Source organism: Shewanella sp. OMA3-2 (genome assembly GCF_021513195.1).
In the GTDB taxonomy this organism is placed as follows: domain Bacteria; phylum Pseudomonadota; class Gammaproteobacteria; order Enterobacterales; family Shewanellaceae; genus Shewanella.
Map to the genome: position 1 here is coordinate 203,640 of NZ_CP090974.1, position 22,753 is coordinate 226,392.

Consider the following 22,753-nt stretch of genomic DNA (forward strand, 5'->3'; position numbering starts at 1 on the left):
AGAAAGACAGGAAATAACATGAGACCCTTAACACCACGCCAAGCTGAAATTTTAGAGCTTATTAAAAACAATATCTCTGAAACTGGTATGCCACCTACTCGTGCAGAAATCGCTACACGTCTAGGTTTTAAAAGCGCAAATGCCGCTGAAGAGCATTTAAAAGCCTTGGCTAAAAAAGGGTTTATTGAAATCATGCCGGGTACATCTCGCGGTATACGATTAACCCAAGAAGATGAGCCAGAAGAAACTGGTTTACCTTTGATTGGCCAAGTCGCAGCAGGTGAGCCTATTTTAGCGCAAGAGCATGTTGAACAATACTATCAAGTCGATCCGAATATGTTTAAACCTGTCGCAGACTTCTTATTAAGAGTTCGCGGTGACAGCATGAAAAACATCGGCATTTTAGAAGGTGATTTACTCGCCGTACATAAAATGCAGCAAGCCCGAAATGGTCAAGTCGTTGTTGCTCGTGTTGAAGATGACGTTACAGTGAAACGTTTTGAGAAAAAAGGCAATATCGTGTATTTGCATGCTGAAAATGAAGCATATGCACCTATTGAAGTAGATTTAAGTTACCAAAGCCTGACTATTGAAGGGCTTGCAGTTGGTGTAATTCGTAATGGAGAATGGTTATGAACAAACTAATGGGTACATCCCCGCGTCATCCTGGTTTATGGGTAGATATGCCAACTGCAGATATTAATTTAGTGCAGCCTATCACCACACTCCAAACTGAAACCAACGGTAAAATAGAACTCGGTCAATATGCTAGCCAATTAGCGCAATTAAGCCAACAAGGCCGCTGGATTGTGCTAATTAACCCCGCCAATATCAATTACAAACAGATGTTAGCTAGTGCAGGGGTTAGAATGGACCGCGTATTGTTAGTGCATGCGAAGGACGAAATTGAAACACTTTGGGCAATGGAAAAAGCATTAACCAGTGGTACATCTAGTGCAGTTATTTCATGGACTCAACCTTTAGATGCGCGCGACAGTCGCCGATTAGAGTTAGTTGCAAAAAGTGCCCGAGCATTAGGTGTCGTGATTGAGGATGTAAGCACTCACTTAGGCACTAGTTTGGCAACCAAAGCGCTTATTTCAAATCAAAATAATGCTGTTAAAACAATTAATTTCACTTCATTTCATTAATAGTAAATGGCGTGTTTACTGAGCCCTGTCTATGTACAGGGCTTTTTTATGCAAACTTTCAGCTAATTAGCAATAAAAGTGATCTTGATCAATGTTTAATCTACAAGTAATGTATTTAACAGGGTTGAAACATTTTTAACCTAATTAAAACGCTACAGTCTAGATTTTATCTGACAGATAAAAGCGTCAAATCAGAATTGATAAGTTCAGTTGTAGGTACCGGCGTGGTGCACATAAATACAAATCAGTAAGCCTTAACGCTTACAACCACCAAGGTACTTTGAGGTCATCAAGCTTTTTTGGGAACCGAAGAGTTTACATAGAGCAGAGACTTACTGTGTGGCTCTTCTTTGTAGTTGCTATTCGCAATTGGCAGAGGAGAAGTCTTGTGAAGCAATGGTTGTATTGTGTAATGGCGGTGTTACTGGCACCTCCACTTGGGGCAAAAGAAATGCCCCTCAACATGACAAAGGGTGTAACGGATATCAGTGGTCAGGTTTATGACCTCCATATGATCATTCTTTATATTTGTTGTGCTATTGGTGTTGTGGTGTTTGGGATCATGATTTACTCGATGATCTATCACCGTAAATCCAAAGGCGCTGTCGCGGCAAATTTTCATGAAAGTACCAAAGTAGAAATTGCTTGGACCATGATCCCATTTGTTATTCTAATTGGTATGGCCATTCCAGCCACTAAAACCTTGATCGCTATGGAAGATCCGTCAGATGCGGACTTAACCATTAAAATCACCGGTTCGCAGTGGAAATGGCATTACAGCTATTTTAATGAAGATGTCGAGTTCTATAGCATTTTATCCACCCCACGTACCCAAATTGAAGGTAATGAAACCAAAAGTGCAACCTACTTGTTAGAAGTCGATAAACCTTTGGTATTACCCCTTAATCGTAAAGTGCGTTTTTTAATGACATCCGATGATGTTATCCACTCTTGGTGGGTACCGGCATTTGCCGTTAAAAAAGATGCTAACCCAGGCTTTATTAATGAAGCATGGACACGAATCGACAAAGCTGGCATTTACCGTGGCCAATGTGCCGAATTATGCGGTAAAGACCATGGATTCATGCCCATCGTAGTACAGGCGCTGCCTGAAGCTGAGTACGATGCCTGGCTTATAGATCAGAAAAAACTTGCCAGTAATGCTGCTGCCGCTGCGCAAGCTGCATTATCAGAAACTCTTTCAAAAGAAGAGTTAATGACTAAAGGTGAGCAAATCTATCTATCTACTTGTGCAGCGTGTCACCAACCTAACGGTGCTGGCTTACCTGGTGTATTCCCTTCTCTTATTGGCAGCCCATTGATTAAAGGCCCTTCTGATGGTCATATTGACATTGTGCTCAATGGTAAGCCCGGAACGGCAATGCAATCATTTGCAAAACAGTTGAGCGCCAAAGATATTGCCGCTGTTGTCACTTATGAGCGTAATGCTTGGGGCAACAACACTGGTGATGTAATTCAGGCTGTTGATGTAAGCAATGTTGCCAGTGGTGCAGCCGCTAATACCACAGAGCCCAATGCACAAGATGCTAGCACTCCGCCCGTTGCACCTACCGATGTGGTAGAGCAAGTCAATGATGTGGTTGAAAAAGCCGTCGAGATTATCGCCGAGGTTAAAGAGATAGATTTATCAGAATTAACCCATGAGCAATTAATGACAGAAGGTTTACAGGTATACACATCCTCTTGTGCAGCTTGTCACCAAGCTACAGGTGCAGGTTTACCTGGTGCATTCCCATCATTGATTGGTAGCCCTATCATTACAGGCCCTGTTGATGCGCATATCAATATCGTTCATAACGGTAAGCCAGGTACTGCAATGCAAGCTTTCGCGAGTTCTTTGACACCACGCCAAATGGCTGCGGTGATCACTTACGAGCGTAATGCATGGGGTAACAACTCTGGCGATACGGTGCAAGCTGCCGATGTTAATAGCCATGGACAGTAGGGGATAATTAATGAGCACAACTACGCACGATACTGCAGTCCATGACGATCATCATCATGGTGCCCCTAAAGGCATTATGCGCTGGCTGCTAACCACTAACCATAAAGACATTGGTTCTTTGTATTTATGGTTCAGTTTTATAATGTTTTTAACCGGCGGCGCCATGGCAATGGTGATCCGCGCCGAGTTATTTCAACCTGGCTTACAGCTAGTTGAACCTAACTTTTTCAATCAGATGACCACAGTTCATGGTCTTATCATGGTATTTGGTGCTGTTATGCCAGCCTTTACAGGCTTAGCTAACTGGCTAATACCTATGATGATTGGTGCGCCAGATATGGCATTGCCTCGCATGAACAACTGGAGTTTTTGGATTTTACCCTTCGCCTTTGCCATGCTACTTAGCACATTATTCATGGAAGGCGGTGGGCCTAACTTTGGTTGGACATTCTACGCACCGTTGTCAACAACCTACAGCCCAGATAGCACTGCACTGTTTGTATTTTCGATACACATTATGGGGATAAGCTCGATTATGGGCGCAATCAACGTGATTGTGACCATAGTCAATATGCGTGCACCGGCATGACATGGATGAAGTTACCTTTATTCGTGTGGACATGGCTTATTACCGCATTCCTGCTGATTGCAGTAATGCCGGTACTGGCTGGCGCAGTCACTATGGTATTAACCGATAAATACTTCGGCACTAGCTTTTTTGATGCCGCGGGTGGTGGCGACCCTGTTATGTTCCAGCATATTTTCTGGTTCTTTGGTCATCCAGAAGTGTACATCATGATTTTACCTTCATTCGGTATTATCTCTGCCATTGTGCCCGCCTTTAGCCGTAAAAAGCTATTTGGGTATTCGTCAATGGTATATGCAACCGCCAGTATTGCGGTGCTGTCATTCTTAGTGTGGGCACATCATATGTTCACTACTGGTATGCCGGTATTTGCTGAACTGTTCTTTATGTATTGTACTATGCTGATTGCCGTACCAACGGGGGTGAAAATATTTAACTGGGTAGCAACCATGTGGCGTGGTTCTTTAACGTTTGAAACGCCTATGTTATTTGCTATCGCCTTTATTATTTTATTCACCATTGGCGGTTTCTCTGGACTCATGCTGGCCATTACACCAGCGGACTTCCAGTACCATGACACCTATTTTGTGGTGGCCCATTTCCATTATGTACTGGTCACTGGGGCAATATTCTCCATTATGGCCGCGGCTTACTATTGGCTGCCTAAATGGACCGGTCATATGTACAGCGAAACTTTAGGTAAATGGCATTTCTGGTGCTCGGTTATTTCGGTTAACGTACTGTTTTTCCCTATGCATTTCTTAGGACTTGCGGGTATGCCACGTCGAATTCCTGACTACGCTATTCAGTTTGCCGACGTTAACCAGATTGTCTCTATTGGTGGATTTGCCTTTGGATTATCTCAGCTTATTTTCTTAGCCGTAGTGCTTAAATGCATTAAAGGCGGTGAAAAAGCACCAGATAAACCATGGGAAGGTGCTGAAGGATTGGAATGGACTATTCCAAGCCCTGCTCCTTATCACTCATTTACCACTCCACCAGAGGTAAAATGAGATGACTCAGCCAACAAAATCGAATCGTAAATTACTGACCATGCTTGTTTTGGGCGCTGTGGGTATGTTTGGCTTTGGTTTTGCGTTGGTGCCTTTGTATGACGTGCTGTGTGATGCCTTGGGAATCAATGGAAAACCCCAAAACACCGCCAGCACTTATCAAGCGGTCGTTGTAGATAAAAGCCGCACCGTTACCATTGAATTTGTCGCGCAGGTGCAATCTGATATGTCGTGGGAATTTAAGCCTCAGGTCAATCGCATTACAGTACACCCTGGTGAGCTTACCCATGCGAAGTTTTATGCCAAAAACTTATCGACAAAAGACACGGTTGGCCAAGCGATACCTTCGGTATCGCCTGGTCAAGGTGCTGCTTATTTCAATAAAACAGAATGCTTTTGTTTTAATCAACAACCGTTAGCGGCATCAGCAAGTGCTGAACTTCCACTGGTTTTTTACGTGGATCCTGACTTACCAGAATCCATTAATACATTGACTCTCTCTTATACCCTTTATGACATTACCGACAAAGTCGGTGGTGGTATAAAGCAAGGAGCAGCAAAATGACCACAAAGCATGAAGCCTATTATGTGCCAGCACAAAGTGCCTGGCCTATCATTGGTGCAATTGGCCTGTTTTTGATCGCCTTTGGCGCAGGCAGCTACGTACAACAACTATCAACCGAATCTAGCTATGGCGGTTATATTTTAATAACCGGTATCGCTGTAATCATATTTATGATTTTTGGTTGGTTCAAAACCGTGATTGATGAATCGATGTCCGGCTTGTACTCGGCACAAATGGACCGCTCTTTTCGCCAAGGAATGAGCTGGTTTATTTTTTCTGAAATCATGTTCTTCGGGGCATTTTTTGGCGCGTTATTTTACGCCAGAATGATTGCAATGCCCTGGTTAGGTGGCGCATCAAATAATGCTATGACCCATGAAGTATTATGGCCAGCATTTGAAGCCGTATGGCCACTGGTTAAAACTCCAGACGGCACAACCACTGAAGCCATGCCGTGGACAGGTTTACCCCTTATCAATACGATATTGCTATTAACCTCTTCAGTGACATTACACTTTGCTCACACGAGTTTAGAAAAAGCGAAACGTACACCATTGAAAATTTGGTTAGGACTAACCATTCTTTTAGGGATCGCGTTCTTGTTTTTACAAGTGGAAGAATATAGCCATGCTTACCATGAAATGGGCTTAACGCTTGAGTCGGGTATTTATGGCAACACCTTCTTCTTGCTAACCGGTTTTCACGGCATGCACGTCACCTTAGGGACAGTGTTTTTAATTGTACTGTTTTTAAGGGTATTGAAGGGTCACTTCACCCAAGATAAACATTTTGCCTTTCAAGCAGGTAGCTGGTATTGGCACTTTGTTGATGTGGTTTGGTTATGTTTATTTGTGTTTGTTTACGTGTTGTAGCAACGAGTAAATAGCACATATTAGTAAGGCCGTGGGTTAGGATCGATAATGCCTAATCCCATGGCAATTAATAATAAAATAACCACTAATGCAGAAAACATCACCCTACGCCCTAAAAAGCGACTCATAGGCTGACTGTTTTCACCTCTCACCATAATAAATAATGCGCGAGCTAAATTAAATAGAATGAATACAAGCAGTAGCACTAATACTAATTTAACGAACAGAGGGGCTGTCACAGGCAATCCTTTGGCGGGTTTAGGTTGGGCCGCGTTTGTTTTTGTTGCTATTACTGTGAGCGTGTTTAGCATTTTGGTCAAGTTAGGTTTATGGCAGCTTGAACGAGCTGAATTCAAACAGGCTTGGGAACAAACGTTAATTGAAAGACAAAATCAGGCCGCCATTAACTTTAAGTCCTTACAGCATATTATTGCTTCGCAAATCGCCGATGCGTCTGAGACAAATATTTTAACCGGCTACCGTGTTGCCGTGTCAGCCTCACCGGTTTCTGACCAAGTATTATTACTCGACAATCAAGTATATCAAGGCCAGGTGGGTTACTTGGCCTACCAGGTATTTCAAGTAAAACCGACTGCGCCTAGATTATTAGTCGAACTTGGCTTTACACCTGCCAATAAAGATCGTCGTATTTTGCCCCAAATTAACCCTATCCCAGCTGGACGTTACAAATTACTCGGGCGAATTTATCAAAAACAAACTAATCCACTTAGCGACCATCTTATGGCTGAAAGTGGTAATCCTATGCGCTTTCAAAATATCGCCATAGAAGAGTTATCACAAACACTGGGGTATCCATTATTACCAGTGGTTTTACAACCTGACAATGTGCCCCATATGGATTTACCACAACCTTGGCAACCCATTCCGTTATCGGCAAACAAACACCAAGGATATGCACTGCAATGGTTCACTATGGCCGCTGTGTTTTTAGGATTAATGACTTGGTTGACGCTAAAAAAGTGGCGGCAATTAAGACGTTAAATATTTTCCCATTATATAACAAGTAATAAGAGGAGAGAGAATGAACTCCCAACCTAAAAAAAGTAATAAAACATTAATACTCTTGTTTGTAGTATTTCTAGTGCCAGTGGCATTAGCCAAGCTAGTGTTAAGTATGGATTGGTATCATGGCGGCGCAACCAACAAAGGTGCTCTGCTCAATACAGAGCTTAATTACAGCACTCTAGAGATGGACAACCCTAAACCGCATTTGTGGCAACTGGTGTATTTACTGCCAGAAAAGTGCAATGAGCAATGTGTAGACAGGTTATATATCATTAACCAAAGTCACATTGCCCTAGGGCGAGACCGCGACAGAATCGTTCCTATGATACTGCTGCAAGATAACAGTGATATCGACGCGCTTAAACAGTTACACATTCCTTTTGATACCGCCGCAATTAACAGCAAGATGGCTGAATTGTTAACATCACAACAAATGATTATCGTCGACCCCTTAGGTAGCCTAGTCATGCAATATGACGCGGTATTAGGGCGTGATGCTAATATCGTTCAAGGCAAAGCGATTATTGCCGACCTACGTAAAATGCTTAAGCTGTCGAGGGTGGGTTAATGCATATTCCTCAACTGATTAAATTCACCTTAGTATTTACCTTAATGGTGATTCTAATGGGCGCTTATACACGGCTTTCTGATGCGGGTTTAGGCTGTCCAGACTGGCCAGGCTGTTATGGTCATTTAACCGTACCCAGTGAAAGCCATGAATTAGCTAAAGTCGAAACCCACTTTCCTGAACACACTGTTGAACCAGAAAAAGCCTGGTTAGAAATGATCCATCGCTATATTGCCGGCACATTAGGCCTTATGGTGCTGGTGATTTTAATCATGTGCTTAAAGCAGCGCGAAGCACCAAAAAAGTTACCTATATTTATCTCAGCCTTAATCATTTTTCAAGCTGCGTTAGGCATGTGGACTGTCACCATGAAGCTCATGCCGATCGTGGTAATGTCCCACTTAATCGGTGGTTTTGCCCTCTTTTCACTATTATTCATTCTGTATTTACGTACTAAACCTTTGCGCATTCCTGGTGGTGATATTTATGCGCGTAAACTCGCGCCACTGGCAGCTTTAGGCTTAGTGATATTAATAGTGCAAATTATGCTGGGCGGTTGGACATCCTCTAACTATGCGGCGCTGGCCTGCACTAGCTTGCCTATTTGTGAAGGGAATTGGGTAGATAACCTGCGCTTTGCCGATGCATTTTCACCTTTTCAAGGTGAGCACCCCAGTTTTGAATATGGTGTATTAGATTACCCAACTAGAATGACAATTCACATTACTCACCGTATTTGGGGAGTATTCACCGCTGTAATGCTTGTTTGGTTAGCGTTCAAATTATTAAAAGCGCAATCATCCACCATGCGCAACAGCGCCTATTTACTGATGTTAATGGTAGTTGGGCAAGTGGCGTTAGGCATCAGTAATGTGGTGATGAATTTACCCTTAGGCATTGCAGTTTCACATAATGGCGGCGCAGCGTTATTGTTGATCACCATGGTATTTATTAACTACGCCCTATGGCGTAAAGCGTAACGAGAGGACATAACAATGACAAAACCGATCATCCTCAACGCCCCAAGTGCGGCTATCACATTACAGTGGCGAGCATACTTTGAAATGACTAAACCCAAAGTGGTAGCATTAATGCTACTAACGGTATTAGTCGGCATGTGTTTAGCATTACCGGGCGCGGTGCCACTGCAACCGTTAATTGTCGGCATGGTCGGCATAGGGTTAATGGCTGGCGCAGCCGCGGCTTTTAATCACCTTATTGACCGAAAAATTGATGGTCTAATGGCGCGAACCTATAACCGCCCACTGCCAAAAGGTAAAATATCTGGCGTAAAAGCGGCGATATTTGCAGTCTCTATTGGGGTACTAGGATTTGTTATGCTGTATGCCTGGGTTAACCCCCTTACAGCCTGGCTTACCTTTGCCAGTCTAATTGGTTACGCCTTGGTCTATACCACGTATTTGAAACGTGCCACATCACAAAATATTGTGATTGGCGGTTTAGCAGGGGCAATGCCGCCTTTACTAGGCTGGACAGCTGTCACCAATGAAATGCATGGTCATGCGTTATTGTTGGTGATTATTATTTTTACCTGGACCCCTCCTCATTTTTGGGCTCTAGCGATTCATCGACGTAAAGAGTACGCAAAAGTAGATATCCCTATGCTGCCGGTGACTCATGGGGTTGAGTTCACCAAAACCTGCATTTTGTTATACACAATCCTGCTCGCCATAGCGTGCTTATTACCTGTGTTAGTCGGTATGTGTGGCCCAGTATATTTAGTTGGTTCAACCGTACTCAGCTGTGGCTTTATCTATAAAGCTTGGCAACTTAAGTACCATGACTACCCAGGCTTAGCGATGAATGTGTTTAAGTTTTCTATTTATCACTTAATGGTTCTATTCATCGTGTTGTTAGTAGATCATTACTTGTGGGTCAATTAATCCATTGGCTTTAATTGTCATGTAAAGTGGCAATTAAAGCTAAACGGACAGTTAACATTCATATCTGGGGAAGTCGTAAATGGGTAAGCGCAGTATTATCGTCGCACTGGTGATTATGGCATTGGGGGGCATAGCCGCCAATCAATGGTTAAGTCCTGTCAGCAACATGCCTACAAAGTCACAGGCTAAGTCGCAATACGACTCAATAAATTTAGCCACCAGCTTTATTTATGACAACCCCCGTAAGCTAGCACCGTTTAGTTTAAGTGATCAGTATGGCAATACGTTTACCAATAACGATTTACAAGGTAAATGGAGCCTATTTTTTATCGGTTTTACCTCATGCCCTGATGTATGCCCAACAACCCTTAATAAATTAGCCGCTGCTTATCCAGCATTACAGCAAATATCTGACGCCATACAAGTGGTGTTTGTATCCGCAGACCCTGACCGTGACACACAAACCAAGCGTTTGGATTACATCAACTTTTTTAATAGTGACTTTAAAGCCATTTCCGCTGAACACGCCCAGCTATTTCCCTTTAGCCGCGATCTCGGTTTTGCTTATGCCATGGTAGGCGATGGTGATAATTATCAAGTCGACCACAGCGCATCATATGTGTTGGTCTCACCTACGGCGGAAAAAATAGCGGTATTTAAAGCCAAACCTAAGCCAGGTGAAATACCTCAAATACTCAATAATGAGTTAATTGCCGATTTTAAAAAGATAGTCGATAACACTTAACATCAATTAATTGCGTTTAAATGATTTTTACAGCAATTATAGTCACTGACTTAAAAACTCAAACACTTGATGCTGGTCATAAAGGCATCTACTCTTCAACAGAGCTTATTGTTTAACAGTGCTATAGGTTATTTGGATGAGTGCTCAAGCTGGCAGGTTGAAGCACGTGACTCACAGTTCGACAGGTATTATTTGAACGGCCTAGTACACGACTGATACTCAAATTATAGGCCGCCGACAACCTGTAATAATCTGAATGGAGGCTAGATGATTAAAGTGTTGGTTATAGATGATTCTGCCTTAATGCGTCAATTACTGACTCAGATGCTTGATGCTGACGATAATATTATCGTAGTAGGTGAAGCTGAAGACCCTCATCAAGCTCGCGAACTTATCAAGCAACTTTCACCCGATGTATTAACCCTTGATATTGAAATGCCCAACATGGATGGACTGGCTTTTCTGCGTAATGTAATGCGTCTAAGACCCATGCCAGTCGTTATAGTCGCTTCACTCACACAAAAAGGCGCAGATGCCAGCTTAGAAGCGTTATCCTTAGGCGCGATAGACTATGTTACTAAGCCGCAAAACCATCATCAAAATAGCTTGGCATTATTTCAAAATAATATCATCCAAACTGTCACTGCAGCGGGACAAGTGTTCTTTGATGCTCCGCCAACAACACGTTATCGCCTTGCTGACGCCCCTGCGGTGAATCATCAATTTAAAGATGGGATCATTGCGATAGGTGCATCGATGGGCGGTATTGAAGCGATTCAAACCATTCTGATGTCACTGCCAGCCAATATGCCACCTATTGTTATTACCCAACATATACAGCCTGTATTTAGCAGTGCATTTGCAGCTAAACTTACTAACAATTGTCACTTAAATGTGACTGAAGCACAGGGCGGTGAAACGCTTACCGCGGGTAACGTGTATATTGCTCCTGGATCTCAACATTTAGTCATCGAACCTGAAGGCGATCACTTTAAAACAAAACTGCTTAACGCTGAGCCGGTAAACCGTCATAAACCCTCGATAGACGTTTTATTTAATAGCGTGGCTAAACATGCTGCTAAAAACGCTATTGGTATTTTACTGACGGGCATGGGCGCCGATGGCAGCACCGCTCTGCTTGCCATGAAACAAAAAGGCGCTTATACCATTGCCCAAAATGAGGAGTCATCGATTGCTTGGCAAATGCCGGTGCAGCGGTTGCCATTGATGCCGCCAGTGACATTTTACCCCTGTCTCAAATTAGCCAAAAACTACTCACCTTACTCACCATCACTTAATCTATTTCTATTGATAGTCCCTTACTCTTCACGCCAGCTGCCATCGTTGTTTGGTCTTACCCAAGCTTGTGAAAACCAATAATAGCCAGCTTGGTTTTTGCTGGGCACAGTACAGTTGTAACGTTTTCTTCCTGCGGGTAAATCACGCTTCGCCTGCACCGAAAAAGTATTATCGTTAAGCCAAATAGCGGGCTGACTGCCCTCTCCTTGCACAAAACACATCATCTGGCTTTTATCTATATCAGTGGTGTCGACTGTCACCTCAAGTAAAGGACGCCACTGGCCATTTTTCAGCTGTGGATCGGTAACATTTTGCTTAATCACCGGCATATTCAAACTGGTAAATTTGGGCTTCAGCTGAGCCAGTTCGGCATAATCAAACGCCACCGGAAAACGCGGCAAAGCTGTTAACGATGAATACTGACCTGCGGCGCCTGATTGCTGGCCAAAACCAACAAAGCCTAGCTCATCTAGCAAGGCTGTTAACTCGGTATTATATTCACCGTATGGATAGGCCAACATTTTCACACTTTGACCTGTTTGCTGTTTAATTTTGACTTCTGTGGCTAACAAATTCTGCTTAATACGTTGGTGCCATTGTTGAGTCGTTTCATTGACAAGATATCGAATTAAATGCTCGTGGCCCCAACTATGATTAGCAATAGTCGCCCCTTGCTCAGTTAATGTTTTTATTTGCTGCCAGCTCATCATGCCCTTATAGCCAGCTTCAATCGGTTTTACCGAAATAAACACCGTAAAGGGAATTGATGCTTAGCTAGAATAGGCGCTGCATTATTAATAATGCTGTCATAACCATCATCAAAGGTAATAACAATTTGCTTTGGCGATTCAGCTTGCGGCGATTTTATTTGTGCGACGGCTTGAGCCAATGAAATCACTTTAAAGTCATTATCAGCTAAATATTGCATTTGTTCGGTAAATTGAGCGGGAGTCACCGAGGTACTTTTGGGTGTGCTGTCAGACACATGGTGGTATTGTAATATCACCACGGCATTGGCCAAAGGCGATATAAAGCCTGTTAATATTGCGCCTGCCACCAACATCACTTTTTTAAGCATAGTGTTTTTCCCAATATGTCTGTATTTCGTTTACTGTTAAATGGCGATAAAAACCGCCAATTGATGGCGCTCGCCATTCCAATGATTCTATCTAATATTACCGTACCACTATTAGGTTTAGTGGACACGGCAGTCATTGGCCATCTTGGTGAAGCGTATTACTTAGGTGGCGTCGCACTTGGCAGTACCATAATTACCTTAATCATATGGTTATTGGGCTTTCTACGCATGTCGACCACGGGGTTAGTGGCACAAGCCTTTGGCGCAAATGATCACCACACTCAGCAGCAATTACTGGTTCAAGGGGTCAGTTTAGCGCTTTTACTGGCCTTTTTCGCTCTGATATTCCAGCAGCCAATGCTGTCATTAGCATTACACCTCACCGAAGCAAGTGAACAAGTACAATTTTATTGTCGTCAGTATGTGGAGATTCGCATTTGGTCACTGCCCTTTGCACTAACCAATCTTGTTTTACTCGGTTGGTTACTTGGCAGGCAACAACCCAAAGCCGCTATGTGGCAGCTCATTATTGCTAATATCGCTAATATTATTTTGGATGTAGTCTTTGTTATCGGTTTTCAATGGAACGTGCAAGGTGCTGCGTTAGCATCAGTTATCGCCGATATGTGTGCGTTTAGCGTGGCAGTATTCATGGTGAAGCAACAATTGCAAAAACAGCCCAATTTTAGTTGGCCGCAGTTAGCACAACACTTCACTTTTACAGGTTTATCACGCTTACTCACGTTAAATCGTGACATTTTCATACGCAGTTTATGCTTGCAAGCGGCATTCAGTTTTATGGCTTTTTATGGTGCAGGATTAGGTGATAACACTTTAGCGGCTAATGCAGTATTACTGAATTTACTCATGCTAATTTCTTATGCGCTAGATGGCGTGGCTTATTATGCTGAAGCTGAAGTGGGCCGCGCTATAGGGCAAAATAACCCCAGCTTATTATTTGAATCTGTTAGCCTAGCATTTGCCTGGTCAGCTATTATCGCTGTTATTTTCAGTGTCTTCTTTTGGTTACTGGGTAATCACATTATCAATTTACTGACTAACATTGCCAGCGTGCAACAAACGGCGAGTACTTATCTTATTTGGCTTATCGTCATGCCTATTTTAGCCTTTGGCTGTTATCTATTTGATGGCGTATATATTGGTGCCGCCCAAGGTCACACTATGCGTAATAGCATGATACTCGCGACCTTTGGAGTTTACTTCCCCCTCTGGTGGAGCTTTCAATCTTTAGGTAATCACGCCTTATGGGGCGCATTATGTGCATTTATGTTATTTCGCAGCATAAGTTTAGGGTGGCATTATCACTACCGACTCAAGCGCAAATTAAGCTAGTTAGCGGTATAAAATAAGCCCTGCGGTTTTTCCTGAACTAAAGCTAACGGCTTTAATTATGTCCGTATCAACTGCTATGATATGAGCATATTTTTTGACTTTTCAGTCTACCGGCTAACATCGGGCGATCAACAAAACGATCAATAACATAACCAATCAATTAATAAGAACTCTATGACCTCACCAACATTGACCGAATTAATCATCAACGACACCCACATCGGCACAGGTAAAGCCGCTGAAAAAGGCGCATTAATCACATGCAAATATACTGGTAAGCTAGCCGATGGGACTGTATTTGATAGCTCAGAAGCGTTTCAAGTGGTGATCACCGCTAAACGCGTTATTCAAGGTTGGTATCAAGGCGTTATTGGTGATAACCCGATGAAGGTCGGTGGTAAGCGTCAACTGTCGGTTCCTGCAAACCTCGGTTACGGTGAACGTCAAATCGGCGATAACATCCCGCCTCATTCAGATTTGTTTTTCGACATTGAATTGCTTGAAGTATTAACCCGTGATGATTAAGCGCAGCCTTTAATGACATCGCCCTTTTCGCCTCAACAGTGGTTACAGATAAGCCTGCAACAGCAAGGCTTATTGCAACCATCAGGCTCAGTTGCGCAGGCCATACAACAGCTCAGTTATGTGCAAATTGACTCTATCAATGTGGTCGAACGGGCTCATCACCATGTTTTATACTCTCGCTTAGCCAATTATTCTTCCAACCAACTTGATAGCGCGATGGCCAGCCAAAGCATATTTGAATACTGGTCACATGCCGCGGCTTATCTGCATATCGACGATTATCGATTTAGCTTATACCGCAAACAACAACTGCTACAGGGCGATAAACATTGGTTTGAACCTGAACATAAAGTCATGCGTGACGTTAAAGCCCGTATTGCGGCTGAAGGCCCTTTAAAAGCCAGCCAATTTCAACACCAGTCGGATAATAAAAGTGGCACCTGGTGGGACTGGAAACCAGCTAAAAAAGCCCTTGAACAGTTGTTTATGCACGGCGAGTTGATGGTGGCTAGACGTGATAAGTTTCAAAAAGTTTATGACTTAACCGAACGGGTATTACCCCGCCACATCAATACAGTTATTCCAAGTGATGATGAGTTTGCCAGGCACTTGATCAACCGCTACTTATCCGCCCATGGATTTGGCAATTTGCAGCAAATTCAATACTTACGTAAAGGACTTAAACCTTTGCTCAGCAAAACATTGGCGCACATGGGCGAACACGGGGAAATATCACTCTTTTCAGAATCAAACCAAGATTATTACTATCTAACAAACTTATCGTTACCTGCTGAAATCCCCAATAAAGTCTGGCTGCTGAACCCGTTTGATAACTTAGTTATTCAACGTCAAAAACTAAAGCAATGGTTTGGTTTTGACTATCAAATAGAAGTCTACGTGCCTGAAGCAAAACGCCAATACGGTTATTACTCGCTCCCCATACTATGGCGCGACCGCTTTATCGGCCGAGTCGATGTCAAAGCTGATAGAAAACAACAATGCTTGTTACTGCAAAACCTTTGTTTTGAAGCGACTGCATTTGATGCATCAATCAGTGGGCTCAAAGCTAAAGAAGCGTTTATCGAGCCATTTATCGACGCAATTAACCATTACAGCCAGTTCAACCAATGCCAACATTGGAAGCTGATTCAGTGTAATGATAAATGGATAAAACAGCAGTTGGATAAATCGACTTAGAGCTAGAAAACCCAGATGAAAATGAGTGATTAAAGGTTTGTGAGTTAATCCGCCAACCACATCGTCCTCTGCAACACGCCATAAACCCATCCATGGAGGCTTGACGAAAACATCCTGTTTTCAACAGTTGCCGATGCCAATATGGTTAGCTACCCGACAGCTAATTTTGCAGTCTCATGCCACATAGAATCAGGCATCGGCTCATCAAGTTTCCATGTAATATTCATCGGTTGTGAGCCTGAATGTTTTACATATGTCACAAGACCAAAATTAACAAAACCCATGGTGCGGCCGTTTTCATCTTTAGCTTGTTCTCGTACAAACAAAATCAATTTTCGTCCCGTCTTTTCATGCTCAATATAACTTAAACCTTTACCATGATCTGGCCGTGCACTATTTTGAGATTGCCAGTGGAATAGCGATTCATTGATCGCATAATCATGGTACATAGTCGTTGGAGAAAACTGCTTAACTGATTTTTTCAAAGTCACAAAAAGGAGCTCTATATTAAGATCCCTTAAGACTAAGACACCTTCAAGTGCTATCGACCTTTTGTTGAAGGAACTGGCACCACTGGCTGCGAGTATCTGCTCTCTGGTATACCTTGAATGCACTTTTAAAGCAGATATGTCAGGGATATGCATCTCAATCTCACGATGATGGATCCGCTCGATAAGTAACGAGATGACATCAAGGAGTTCAGTTTGCAATTGAGCATGTCTCAAGGCCGCTAGGCTTTGTTTAAGGCTGGTAAAACCTAGCTCAGGGCCAGACTTATTCCAAAAATTATAATGGCACATTAATGCCAGTTGGCATTGAGCTGCACTCTGTTCATCAAAGTGGAAGTTATTGATAATTAATTGCTTTAAAAACTGTAAATATGAGATAGAACTGCAGGCGAATAAATGATTATTTATCGCGCGATAATATGCTTTCGCCAGACTTGTATCTAAATTTGGCTCATTTATTTGATTTCTATTTGCGCTCTCAACAAGCTCTAGCCAACTCATTTTTAGCTTATAAACATCTTCTAAACTCACATTCGGGTTAAAACATAAAAAATTAACTAAGGTCAGGCTTAACGTACTCTGATGCTCAAAATTATTAATCAGCTGTCGTAGCCTGCTAGCATTCATGGTTGCACGGCTAATATTTCTTAAAATCATTGCCTGCGTCTGTTCTTCTAGCTCAATTCGACAGCCTAATGGCAAATGCGGAAAATCATTGGTTATCTCATCTTTAATAGATTGATTCGTTTTTCCAACCAGTGCGCGAAACTTTTGTGAAAAGTCATATTCATCACGAGAATTACCCACAAAGTCCAATACAGTGCAGCACTGTTTATCATCGGTTAAACGCAATCCACGCCCTAACTGCTGCAAAAAGATGGTTAAGCTTTCGGTTGGACGTAAAAACAATAAGGTATCAACGTCTGGAATATCGACGCCTTCATTAAAGATATCAACCACACATAAAATCTGTAGCTTACCGCTCACCAAACTCTGGCGTTTTTGCTGTCGCTCATGGCTATTATCACTGGTGAGCACATCTGAACGGATGCCTGCTAGATTAAACTTCTTCGCCATGTATTCCGCATGCTCTTTACTGACACAAAACGCCAAAGATTTTATCTGACGAATATCAGTAACTGTGTCATTAAGGCTTCGAATAATGCGTGCAACTCTTTGTTCATTATGAGTATATAAATGGCTTAGCTCTGCGATGTCATATCGCCCTTGATGCCATTTTATACTCCTAAGATCTGTCGCATCATCAATAGCAAAGTATTGAAATGGACACAAATAGCGTTGATTGATTGCTTCAGGCAAACGAATTTCGGCCGCGATTACGCCACAAAAATCATCCAGAATGTTTTGTCCATCATGACGCTCTGGCGTTGCCGTTAAGCCTAGTAAAATGTGAGGAGAGAAATGTGCTAACAATCCGCGATAACTACTGGCAGCGATGTGATGTACTTCATCTATCACAATATAATCATAAAAGTCAGCTGTGAGCGGTAAACTGGATAATTGCAGATTCAAACTTTGTATTGAAGCGAATAAGTGTTGGTAGCTATTAGGTTTATGCTCAGCAACCCACAGCTCGCCAAATTGATTATTCTTCAATACACCACGGTACGCAGATAAAGCTTGCTTAAGAATTTCTTGACGATGAGCGACGAATAAAAAATTAGCTTCAGGATTCTGTTTATAAAAACGTGCAAAATCAAAGGCAGAAATCAATGTCTTGCCAGTGCCCGTAGCTGCAACCACTAGATTTTTATACCTTTGATGAACCGTGCGCTCAACATCCAACTGTTCAATAATTTCTCGCTGATGTGCAAAGGGCTTTATATCAAAATGGAATGCACTGCTTTCACTGTAACCCCCTTTAGCCTCCCTCAATGCCTCACGAAGCTTGTTTTTAGATTCAATATCACCTTTAAATAATTCAAATTCATTGGACTGCCAGTATGATTCGAAGGTATTGAGGGACTTATCTATAATGTGGGGAATTTCTTGGCTGGTTATTTTTAAATTCCATTCAAGGCCGCTTGTTAGCGCAGAATGAGACAAGTTCGATGACCCTATATATCCGGTGTGAAATCCCGTATTTCGCAGAAATAAGTAAGATTTTGCATGCAAGCGTTCGCGCTTGGTGTTGTAACTCAATTTAACTTCGGTGTTCGGTAAGCTAGCCAAAAACTCGACGGCCTTAGCATCTGTCGCCCCCATATAGGATGTGGTGATTATCCGCAGTTTTTTCCCACTTCGAGTGAACTCTTCAAGTTCATTTTTAAAAATTCGAATGCCTGCCCATTTAATAAAAGAGACTAACCAGTAAATTTTATCTGCCGAGCGGATCTCACGCTTAAGCTCTGTTTCAAGTGAAATGCCTGCGTTACTGCCACAAAACAATTCACTTTGGCTTAAGCCTGTTAGGGGATAAATGGCCTTCGTAAACTCTGGGAAGTCTGTCGATATTGGGTTGTTCTTTTCAAACAGCGCCGTCAAAATACGACCTTGACTATCAAGCAAGTTTTCAGATATCAACTGTTCATCACTGACATGATCTTTTAACCAAAAAACCAATTTGTTAGCAAGACTAATTTGATTAACTAACTGCTCATCGCCTTTTGGAACGGCTTCTATCGCATACTTAATGATGTTTGTTAAAAATCTTGATATCCATACACTTGCTTCAGCACTATCAAGCGGCCTTTCTCCTAAATAGAAAACATCACGATCTATGTTTTTATCAATAAGTTGAGTAATAAGCTTTTCATAAATGCCAACTTGCTCCATGTCGGATATGCCTTTTCAAAGTACAGAAGATAAAAATATACTATAACAACACTCTTGTATGAGTAATCTAAATTTTAATATTTATCAATTGAATACAGTAACGTATATCGAACTTACAATGCCAACACATACCTTGTACTTCTACCACCCGCGCCAGTCTTGACCAAACATTGTTGCTCAACAAGCTGGGGCAAATGTCGGGTAGCGGTGGCGCAGCTGACTTTGGTCACTACAGTTACAACAATGAAGTACGAGGCAGAGAATGAGGCTGAATCGATAACGGCTTTATCCATTGAAAAATGAAAAGATAGTTTCACTTACTCACTAAACGTTAAACGCAGATTGTTTCATGGCTAGCTCGGCTCGGCTGATCCCTATGTGCTTAGCAACGGCTTGCCATTGCTTAACCGCAATTAATACTTCATCGTAAATTTGCGTGGCTTGGGTTTGAGAAAGCCGAAAGAAGTCTTTTACGTCAAAGGCTAATTGGTAGTCTAAAGCATTGTCTGTATCCGTAATGTTCAGATGCAGTCCGTGCTTACCAACTATTGGGTTTAAGTCATAAGCTGGTGATAACTTCCAACCATTCTTTGTTAATAAAAACCCATGGTTACGCAGGTGATCATCTGTGTTGGACACCGCAATATTAAACACGATACGACGCCATAGCTGTGCTAAATCAGCTTCTGTTTGTGCACCAGAATTGGAAATAAATTCAGCAATCTCTAAGTAGCTGGCACCTTGAGATTGTTCACCATCATAGTATTGGAGCTGTGTCATGGCCGATGAAAAATGCAGCCGTTGATCGCCGTCGCGGTCAAACCGTTTTGTTAAAAAGGTATGGTGCTGTGAGGAAAACTGCCTAATCTCACTTGGAAACATGTCAACACCTGCCGCCAAAGCCAATTCATAACAGACCATCTCCCACGCCCCGACATCGTGGGTATCGTTTATATTAGGAAACTTGGCAATCCACAAGTGGCCTTGCTCATCTGTCACACAAGCCTTAGGCCTTGCACCACCTAATGATGAGCCAGGAGAAATCAGCATCTGCAACCAGCGGTAATACTCGTCACTGTCGATGTTATCGTCTTTTTCAATCTGCATTGCAGCGTGCTCTAACTCTCGTAGAGACGCCATTGGCGGCGCAGCAAATTCAGCATTGTTATCCAAAAAAGAGGGGGCTAATAAAGCATCAAAACCCGCTCGCTTAAATCGAATACCACCCATTCGGTAAGAATCATGTACGCCCAGCAGGTAATCCAACTCGTTTAATCGACTTGTTGCTCGAATGCCCTTGCGAGCCTCAATGGCCGCACGTCGTTGCATTAAAATACGTCCCCATCTATCAGGCGATGAATCGAGAAATGCACGAAAGTTTTTATCGGCTTCATCGTTGTAGAGTTCACCGGAGTGAAGCGTCAGGATTGGATCGATTTGCAAGCGATAGGCTGAGGTTAAAAACGCTTTATCGTAGGCAAAACTAAACACGCCCCCTCGGCTTGAGTCGCTATAAGTAAGCCTCCCTATTAGCAGTGGCGCTTCAATTGGTTTCCAGTCGGCATAGACTTCGACGATTTCACGGCTCATCTTGAACCTTCCAGCAATTTTATGTTTTGCAGCTTGATGCCAACTTCATCATGAGCGGCCATTTCCGCAAAGTTGCTTTCCATCCCAAGTACGGCCATTACTTTTAAGTAAGTGCCTATGGCGACGCCCGGATCACCTGCGAAGACTTTGTTCACGGTTTTATGATCAAAGCCAGTGCGCTCACACAGCAGCTTTTTAGTAAAACCACGTCGTTTCATCGCCAACAACAAGTCCTCTCCAAAATGAGTCAGGATTTTGCGCTGCTTTGGAAACAGTACATTGTGTAAATCACGCTTAGCCATATCACCAACCAAAGGGACTATGTTCCCATTATTCAATCATTACTGGGAATATAGTCCAACCCTAAAATTAAAACAACTCTAATGCACAATTAATGGGACTATATTCCCACTTTAATGATTATAGTTGGATTAATATCCCACTTTTAGGTTTGAATTGCGCGTTATCTAAGGCGATGATACCAGGCCCTGAATGCCAAACGCCACCAAATAACACTTTTATGCGCATAAAAATGATGAAAACAACACTTTTATGCGCATAAAAATGTAGGTTAAGTTATAGTATTGGTCAGTTAATTACCTTACAGGCAGGACAATACAATGCAGCGCACTTTACTCAATGCTTTAATGGCATGGAAAAACCAGCCTATGCGTAAGCCATTATTGATTGATGGTGCTAGGCAAACAGGTAAAACTTATCTGCTGCAAGAGTTGTTTGGTAACACCTTTGCCAACATCCTGCGTATCGACTTTCTAGAAAATCCTGCCTACAAAGAAGCGTTCGATGGCTCGCTTTCACCTAACGAACTGTTGATGAACATTGAGCTACTGACCAATCAGGTATTCAATCCAGAAACTGACTTGCTGATCTTAGATGAGATTGGCGAGTGTGAGCGCGCCGTTACCTCATTAAAGTATTTTGCCGAAAAAGCGCCGTTGTATTTTGTCGCGGCCAGTGGCTCAAATATTGGTTTGCTAAACACTTTCCCTGTTGGCAAGGTAGAACAATACAATTTACGGCCATTAACCTTTCAAGAATTTATTTATGCATCAAAGGAACAAGCTTTGATCAAAGCCTTTGATAACCAAGCGAACACACCAGCTGTACATACTAAATTGATGGATAAGCTGACAGACTATTTTTTTACTGGCGGCATGCCTGAAGCCGTTGCGGCTTGGTATCAATATAAAGAGTCGAGTATTTTAGAACGCGTTGAAAAGGTCTCTAAAATTCATGCTGATTTAGTCGAAGGTTATCGCCGCGATTTTGGTAAATATGCGGGCAAGGTCGATGCGACGCTGATTGAATCTGTCTTCAATAGCATTCCATCACAACTATCACTTGTGAGCGATGAGTCCGTTAAACGCTTTAAATTTAAACATGTGCATGAGCGTAAATCTCGTTATAGTGATTTTGAAACAGCCATTCACTGGTTAACCTGTTGCCGTTTGGCCTTGGCAAATTATCCTATTGAAGGACAGCCAAAATCGCCTCTAGCGGCTTATAAAAAAGAGAATATGGTCAAGCTTTTTCTGTTTGATGTAGGCCTGCTCAATCACATGTTGGGCAGTAGTTACAAAGAAATAAAACAGCAACGTTATGAGTATAAAGGGTATATTGCTGAAAACTTTGTCCAGCAAGAGCTGACTGCAATAGGTGTTGACCCGAGTTACTCTTGGAATGATGCCCGCGCTGAAATTGAATTTATCATGGCAACGGATGAAGGTGATATTGTCCCAGTTGAAGTTAAAAGCGGAAAACGCACACGAGCTAAATCACTGGCGTCCTACATTGAAAAGTGCGCACCAAACAAAACGTTTAAGTTAACAGGCACGCAAGGTTCTTCGCTATTAGAGCAAACACATGTAGTCATGCCGTTATATTACACTCAATATTTACCAACCAAGTGGTAGCGTTAGGTTACTACTCATAAATTGTGTAACCCGTAATTTATATGGCTGATTAATAAGTTTACCTTTCAATAACCCA

At 42.4% G+C, this 22,753-nt stretch carries 19 protein-coding genes and 3 pseudogenes; 16 read left to right on the forward strand and 6 right to left on the reverse strand.

What is annotated here, in order from left to right; genetic code table 11:
- Nucleotides 1-18 precede the first annotated feature (18 nt).
- The 6 genes and pseudogenes from lexA (at nt 19) to L0B17_RS00935 (ending at nt 6,153) form a co-directional block, all read left to right on the forward strand.
- Entirely contained in the window at nt 19-636 is a 618-nt protein-coding gene (lexA, locus tag L0B17_RS00910) for a transcriptional repressor LexA (protein ID WP_235086966.1), read from the forward strand.
- Nucleotides 633-1,151 carry a cell division inhibitor SulA gene (locus L0B17_RS00915; RefSeq protein WP_235086968.1) on the forward strand — a complete coding sequence of 173 codons (519 nt, stop codon included), beginning with the start codon at nt 633-635 and terminating at the stop codon, nt 1,149-1,151. Before lexA ends, L0B17_RS00915 begins: the two co-directional genes overlap by 4 nt.
- Before the next feature lie 388 nt (nt 1,152-1,539).
- The gene (gene coxB, locus L0B17_RS00920) at nt 1,540-3,117 is read left to right on the forward strand and encodes a cytochrome c oxidase subunit II (RefSeq protein WP_235086970.1); all 1,578 of its coding nucleotides are present in this window, start codon (nt 1,540-1,542) and stop codon (nt 3,115-3,117) included.
- Between the two features lie 10 nt (nt 3,118-3,127).
- Nucleotides 3,128-4,716: pseudogene (gene ctaD, locus L0B17_RS00925) on the forward strand (cytochrome c oxidase subunit I).
- A 1-nt stretch (nt 4,717) separates the two neighbouring features.
- Nucleotides 4,718-5,281 carry a cytochrome c oxidase assembly protein gene (locus L0B17_RS00930; protein ID WP_235086971.1) on the forward strand — a complete coding sequence of 188 codons (564 nt, stop codon included), beginning with the start codon at nt 4,718-4,720 and terminating at the stop codon, nt 5,279-5,281.
- Nucleotides 5,278-6,153 carry a cytochrome c oxidase subunit 3 gene (locus L0B17_RS00935; RefSeq protein ID WP_235086973.1) on the forward strand — a complete coding sequence of 292 codons (876 nt, stop codon included), beginning with the start codon at nt 5,278-5,280 and terminating at the stop codon, nt 6,151-6,153. Before L0B17_RS00930 ends, L0B17_RS00935 begins: the two co-directional genes overlap by 4 nt.
- 20 nt (nt 6,154-6,173) lie before the next feature.
- On the opposite strand, the gene L0B17_RS00940 is transcribed toward L0B17_RS00935, so the two are convergent.
- Nucleotides 6,174-6,392 carry a DUF2909 domain-containing protein gene (locus tag L0B17_RS00940; protein ID WP_235086974.1) on the reverse strand — a complete coding sequence of 73 codons (219 nt, stop codon included), beginning with the start codon at nt 6,390-6,392 and terminating at the stop codon, nt 6,174-6,176.
- A gap of 10 nt (nt 6,393-6,402) precedes the next feature.
- Here L0B17_RS00940 and L0B17_RS00945 point away from each other — a divergent pair, with 10 nt between their 5' ends.
- From L0B17_RS00945 to L0B17_RS00970, 6 genes are all read left to right on the forward strand, one after another.
- Nucleotides 6,403-7,155, forward strand: coding sequence for an SURF1 family protein (locus L0B17_RS00945; RefSeq protein WP_235086976.1), 753 nt, complete (start codon nt 6,403-6,405; stop codon nt 7,153-7,155).
- Between the two features lie 40 nt (nt 7,156-7,195).
- Nucleotides 7,196-7,747, forward strand: coding sequence for a hypothetical protein (locus tag L0B17_RS00950; protein ID WP_235086978.1), 552 nt, complete (start codon nt 7,196-7,198; stop codon nt 7,745-7,747).
- A complete protein-coding gene (locus L0B17_RS00955; RefSeq protein ID WP_235086979.1) occupies nt 7,747-8,727 on the forward strand; it encodes a COX15/CtaA family protein in 981 nt (326 codons plus the stop codon). Before L0B17_RS00950 ends, L0B17_RS00955 begins: the two co-directional genes overlap by 1 nt.
- A 15-nt stretch (nt 8,728-8,742) precedes the next feature.
- Nucleotides 8,743-9,651, forward strand: coding sequence for a heme o synthase (gene cyoE / locus L0B17_RS00960; protein ID WP_235086980.1), 909 nt, complete (start codon nt 8,743-8,745; stop codon nt 9,649-9,651).
- Nucleotides 9,652-9,730: 79 nt separating this feature from the next.
- Entirely contained in the window at nt 9,731-10,396 is a 666-nt protein-coding gene (locus tag L0B17_RS00965; protein ID WP_235086981.1) for an SCO family protein, read from the forward strand.
- Between the two features lie 267 nt (nt 10,397-10,663).
- Nucleotides 10,664-11,776 (forward strand): protein-glutamate methylesterase/protein-glutamine glutaminase, encoded by a 1,113-nt coding sequence (locus L0B17_RS00970; protein WP_336246483.1) that lies wholly within the window; start codon nt 10,664-10,666, stop codon nt 11,774-11,776.
- Here L0B17_RS00970 and L0B17_RS00975 read toward each other — a convergent pair.
- A pseudogene (locus L0B17_RS00975) lies at nt 11,716-12,773 on the reverse strand (polysaccharide deacetylase family protein). The gene L0B17_RS00970 and the pseudogene L0B17_RS00975 sit on opposite strands and share 61 nt — an antisense overlap.
- Before the next feature lie 15 nt (nt 12,774-12,788).
- Here L0B17_RS00975 and dinF point away from each other — a divergent pair.
- From dinF to L0B17_RS00990, 3 genes are all read left to right on the forward strand, one after another.
- Nucleotides 12,789-14,126 (forward strand): MATE family efflux transporter DinF, encoded by a 1,338-nt coding sequence (dinF, locus tag L0B17_RS00980; protein ID WP_235086982.1) that lies wholly within the window; start codon nt 12,789-12,791, stop codon nt 14,124-14,126.
- 189 nt (nt 14,127-14,315) lie between these two features.
- A complete protein-coding gene (locus L0B17_RS00985; RefSeq protein ID WP_235089952.1) occupies nt 14,316-14,651 on the forward strand; it encodes an FKBP-type peptidyl-prolyl cis-trans isomerase in 336 nt (111 codons plus the stop codon).
- Nucleotides 14,652-14,663: 12 nt separating this feature from the next.
- Nucleotides 14,664-15,848 (forward strand): winged helix-turn-helix domain-containing protein, encoded by a 1,185-nt coding sequence (locus L0B17_RS00990; RefSeq protein WP_235086983.1) that lies wholly within the window; start codon nt 14,664-14,666, stop codon nt 15,846-15,848.
- Between the two features lie 149 nt (nt 15,849-15,997).
- On the opposite strand, the gene L0B17_RS00995 is transcribed toward L0B17_RS00990, so the two are convergent.
- The 4 genes and pseudogenes from L0B17_RS00995 to L0B17_RS01010 all read right to left on the reverse strand — a co-directional run bounded on the left by L0B17_RS00995 (nt 15,998) and on the right by L0B17_RS01010 (nt 21,045).
- Entirely contained in the window at nt 15,998-19,153 is a 3,156-nt protein-coding gene (locus L0B17_RS00995) for a DUF3427 domain-containing protein (RefSeq protein ID WP_235086984.1), read from the reverse strand.
- 113 nt (nt 19,154-19,266) lie between these two features.
- Nucleotides 19,267-19,383: pseudogene (locus L0B17_RS01000) on the reverse strand (DUF4172 domain-containing protein); the annotation flags it as partial.
- A gap of 94 nt (nt 19,384-19,477) precedes the next feature.
- Complete coding sequence (locus L0B17_RS01005; RefSeq protein ID WP_235086985.1) at nt 19,478-20,743, reverse strand: type II toxin-antitoxin system HipA family toxin; 1,266 nt, start codon at nt 20,741-20,743, stop codon at nt 19,478-19,480.
- A complete protein-coding gene (locus tag L0B17_RS01010) occupies nt 20,740-21,045 on the reverse strand; it encodes a helix-turn-helix domain-containing protein (RefSeq protein WP_004249763.1) in 306 nt (101 codons plus the stop codon). Before L0B17_RS01010 ends, L0B17_RS01005 begins: the two co-directional genes overlap by 4 nt.
- A 318-nt stretch (nt 21,046-21,363) precedes the next feature.
- Here L0B17_RS01010 and L0B17_RS01015 point away from each other — a divergent pair, with 318 nt between their 5' ends.
- A complete protein-coding gene (locus L0B17_RS01015) occupies nt 21,364-22,677 on the forward strand; it encodes an ATP-binding protein (protein WP_235086986.1) in 1,314 nt (437 codons plus the stop codon).
- Nucleotides 22,678-22,753 lie beyond the last annotated feature (76 nt).

Coding starts and splice junctions, on each gene's coding strand:
- L0B17_RS00915 (WP_235086968.1), top strand. CDS start 633: ATGAACAAACTAATGGGTACATCCCCGCGTCATCCTGGTTTATGGGTA.
- L0B17_RS00935 (WP_235086973.1), top strand. CDS start 5,278: ATGACCACAAAGCATGAAGCCTATTATGTGCCAGCACAAAGTGCCTGG.
- lexA (WP_235086966.1), top strand. CDS start 19: ATGAGACCCTTAACACCACGCCAAGCTGAAATTTTAGAGCTTATTAAA.
- L0B17_RS01005 (WP_235086985.1), bottom strand. CDS start 20,743: ATGAGCCGTGAAATCGTCGAAGTCTATGCCGACTGGAAACCAATTGAA.
- L0B17_RS01015 (WP_235086986.1), top strand. CDS start 21,364: ATGCAGCGCACTTTACTCAATGCTTTAATGGCATGGAAAAACCAGCCT.
- L0B17_RS01010 (WP_004249763.1), bottom strand. CDS start 21,045: ATGGCTAAGCGTGATTTACACAATGTACTGTTTCCAAAGCAGCGCAAA.
- L0B17_RS00955 (WP_235086979.1), top strand. CDS start 7,747: ATGCATATTCCTCAACTGATTAAATTCACCTTAGTATTTACCTTAATG.
- L0B17_RS00930 (WP_235086971.1), top strand. CDS start 4,718: ATGACTCAGCCAACAAAATCGAATCGTAAATTACTGACCATGCTTGTT.
- L0B17_RS00990 (WP_235086983.1), top strand. CDS start 14,664: ATGACATCGCCCTTTTCGCCTCAACAGTGGTTACAGATAAGCCTGCAA.
- L0B17_RS00995 (WP_235086984.1), bottom strand. CDS start 19,153: ATGGAGCAAGTTGGCATTTATGAAAAGCTTATTACTCAACTTATTGAT.
- L0B17_RS00965 (WP_235086981.1), top strand. CDS start 9,731: ATGGGTAAGCGCAGTATTATCGTCGCACTGGTGATTATGGCATTGGGG.
- dinF (WP_235086982.1), top strand. CDS start 12,789: ATGTCTGTATTTCGTTTACTGTTAAATGGCGATAAAAACCGCCAATTG.
- L0B17_RS00970 (WP_336246483.1), top strand. CDS start 10,664: ATGATTAAAGTGTTGGTTATAGATGATTCTGCCTTAATGCGTCAATTA.
- cyoE (WP_235086980.1), top strand. CDS start 8,743: ATGACAAAACCGATCATCCTCAACGCCCCAAGTGCGGCTATCACATTA.
- L0B17_RS00950 (WP_235086978.1), top strand. CDS start 7,196: ATGAACTCCCAACCTAAAAAAAGTAATAAAACATTAATACTCTTGTTT.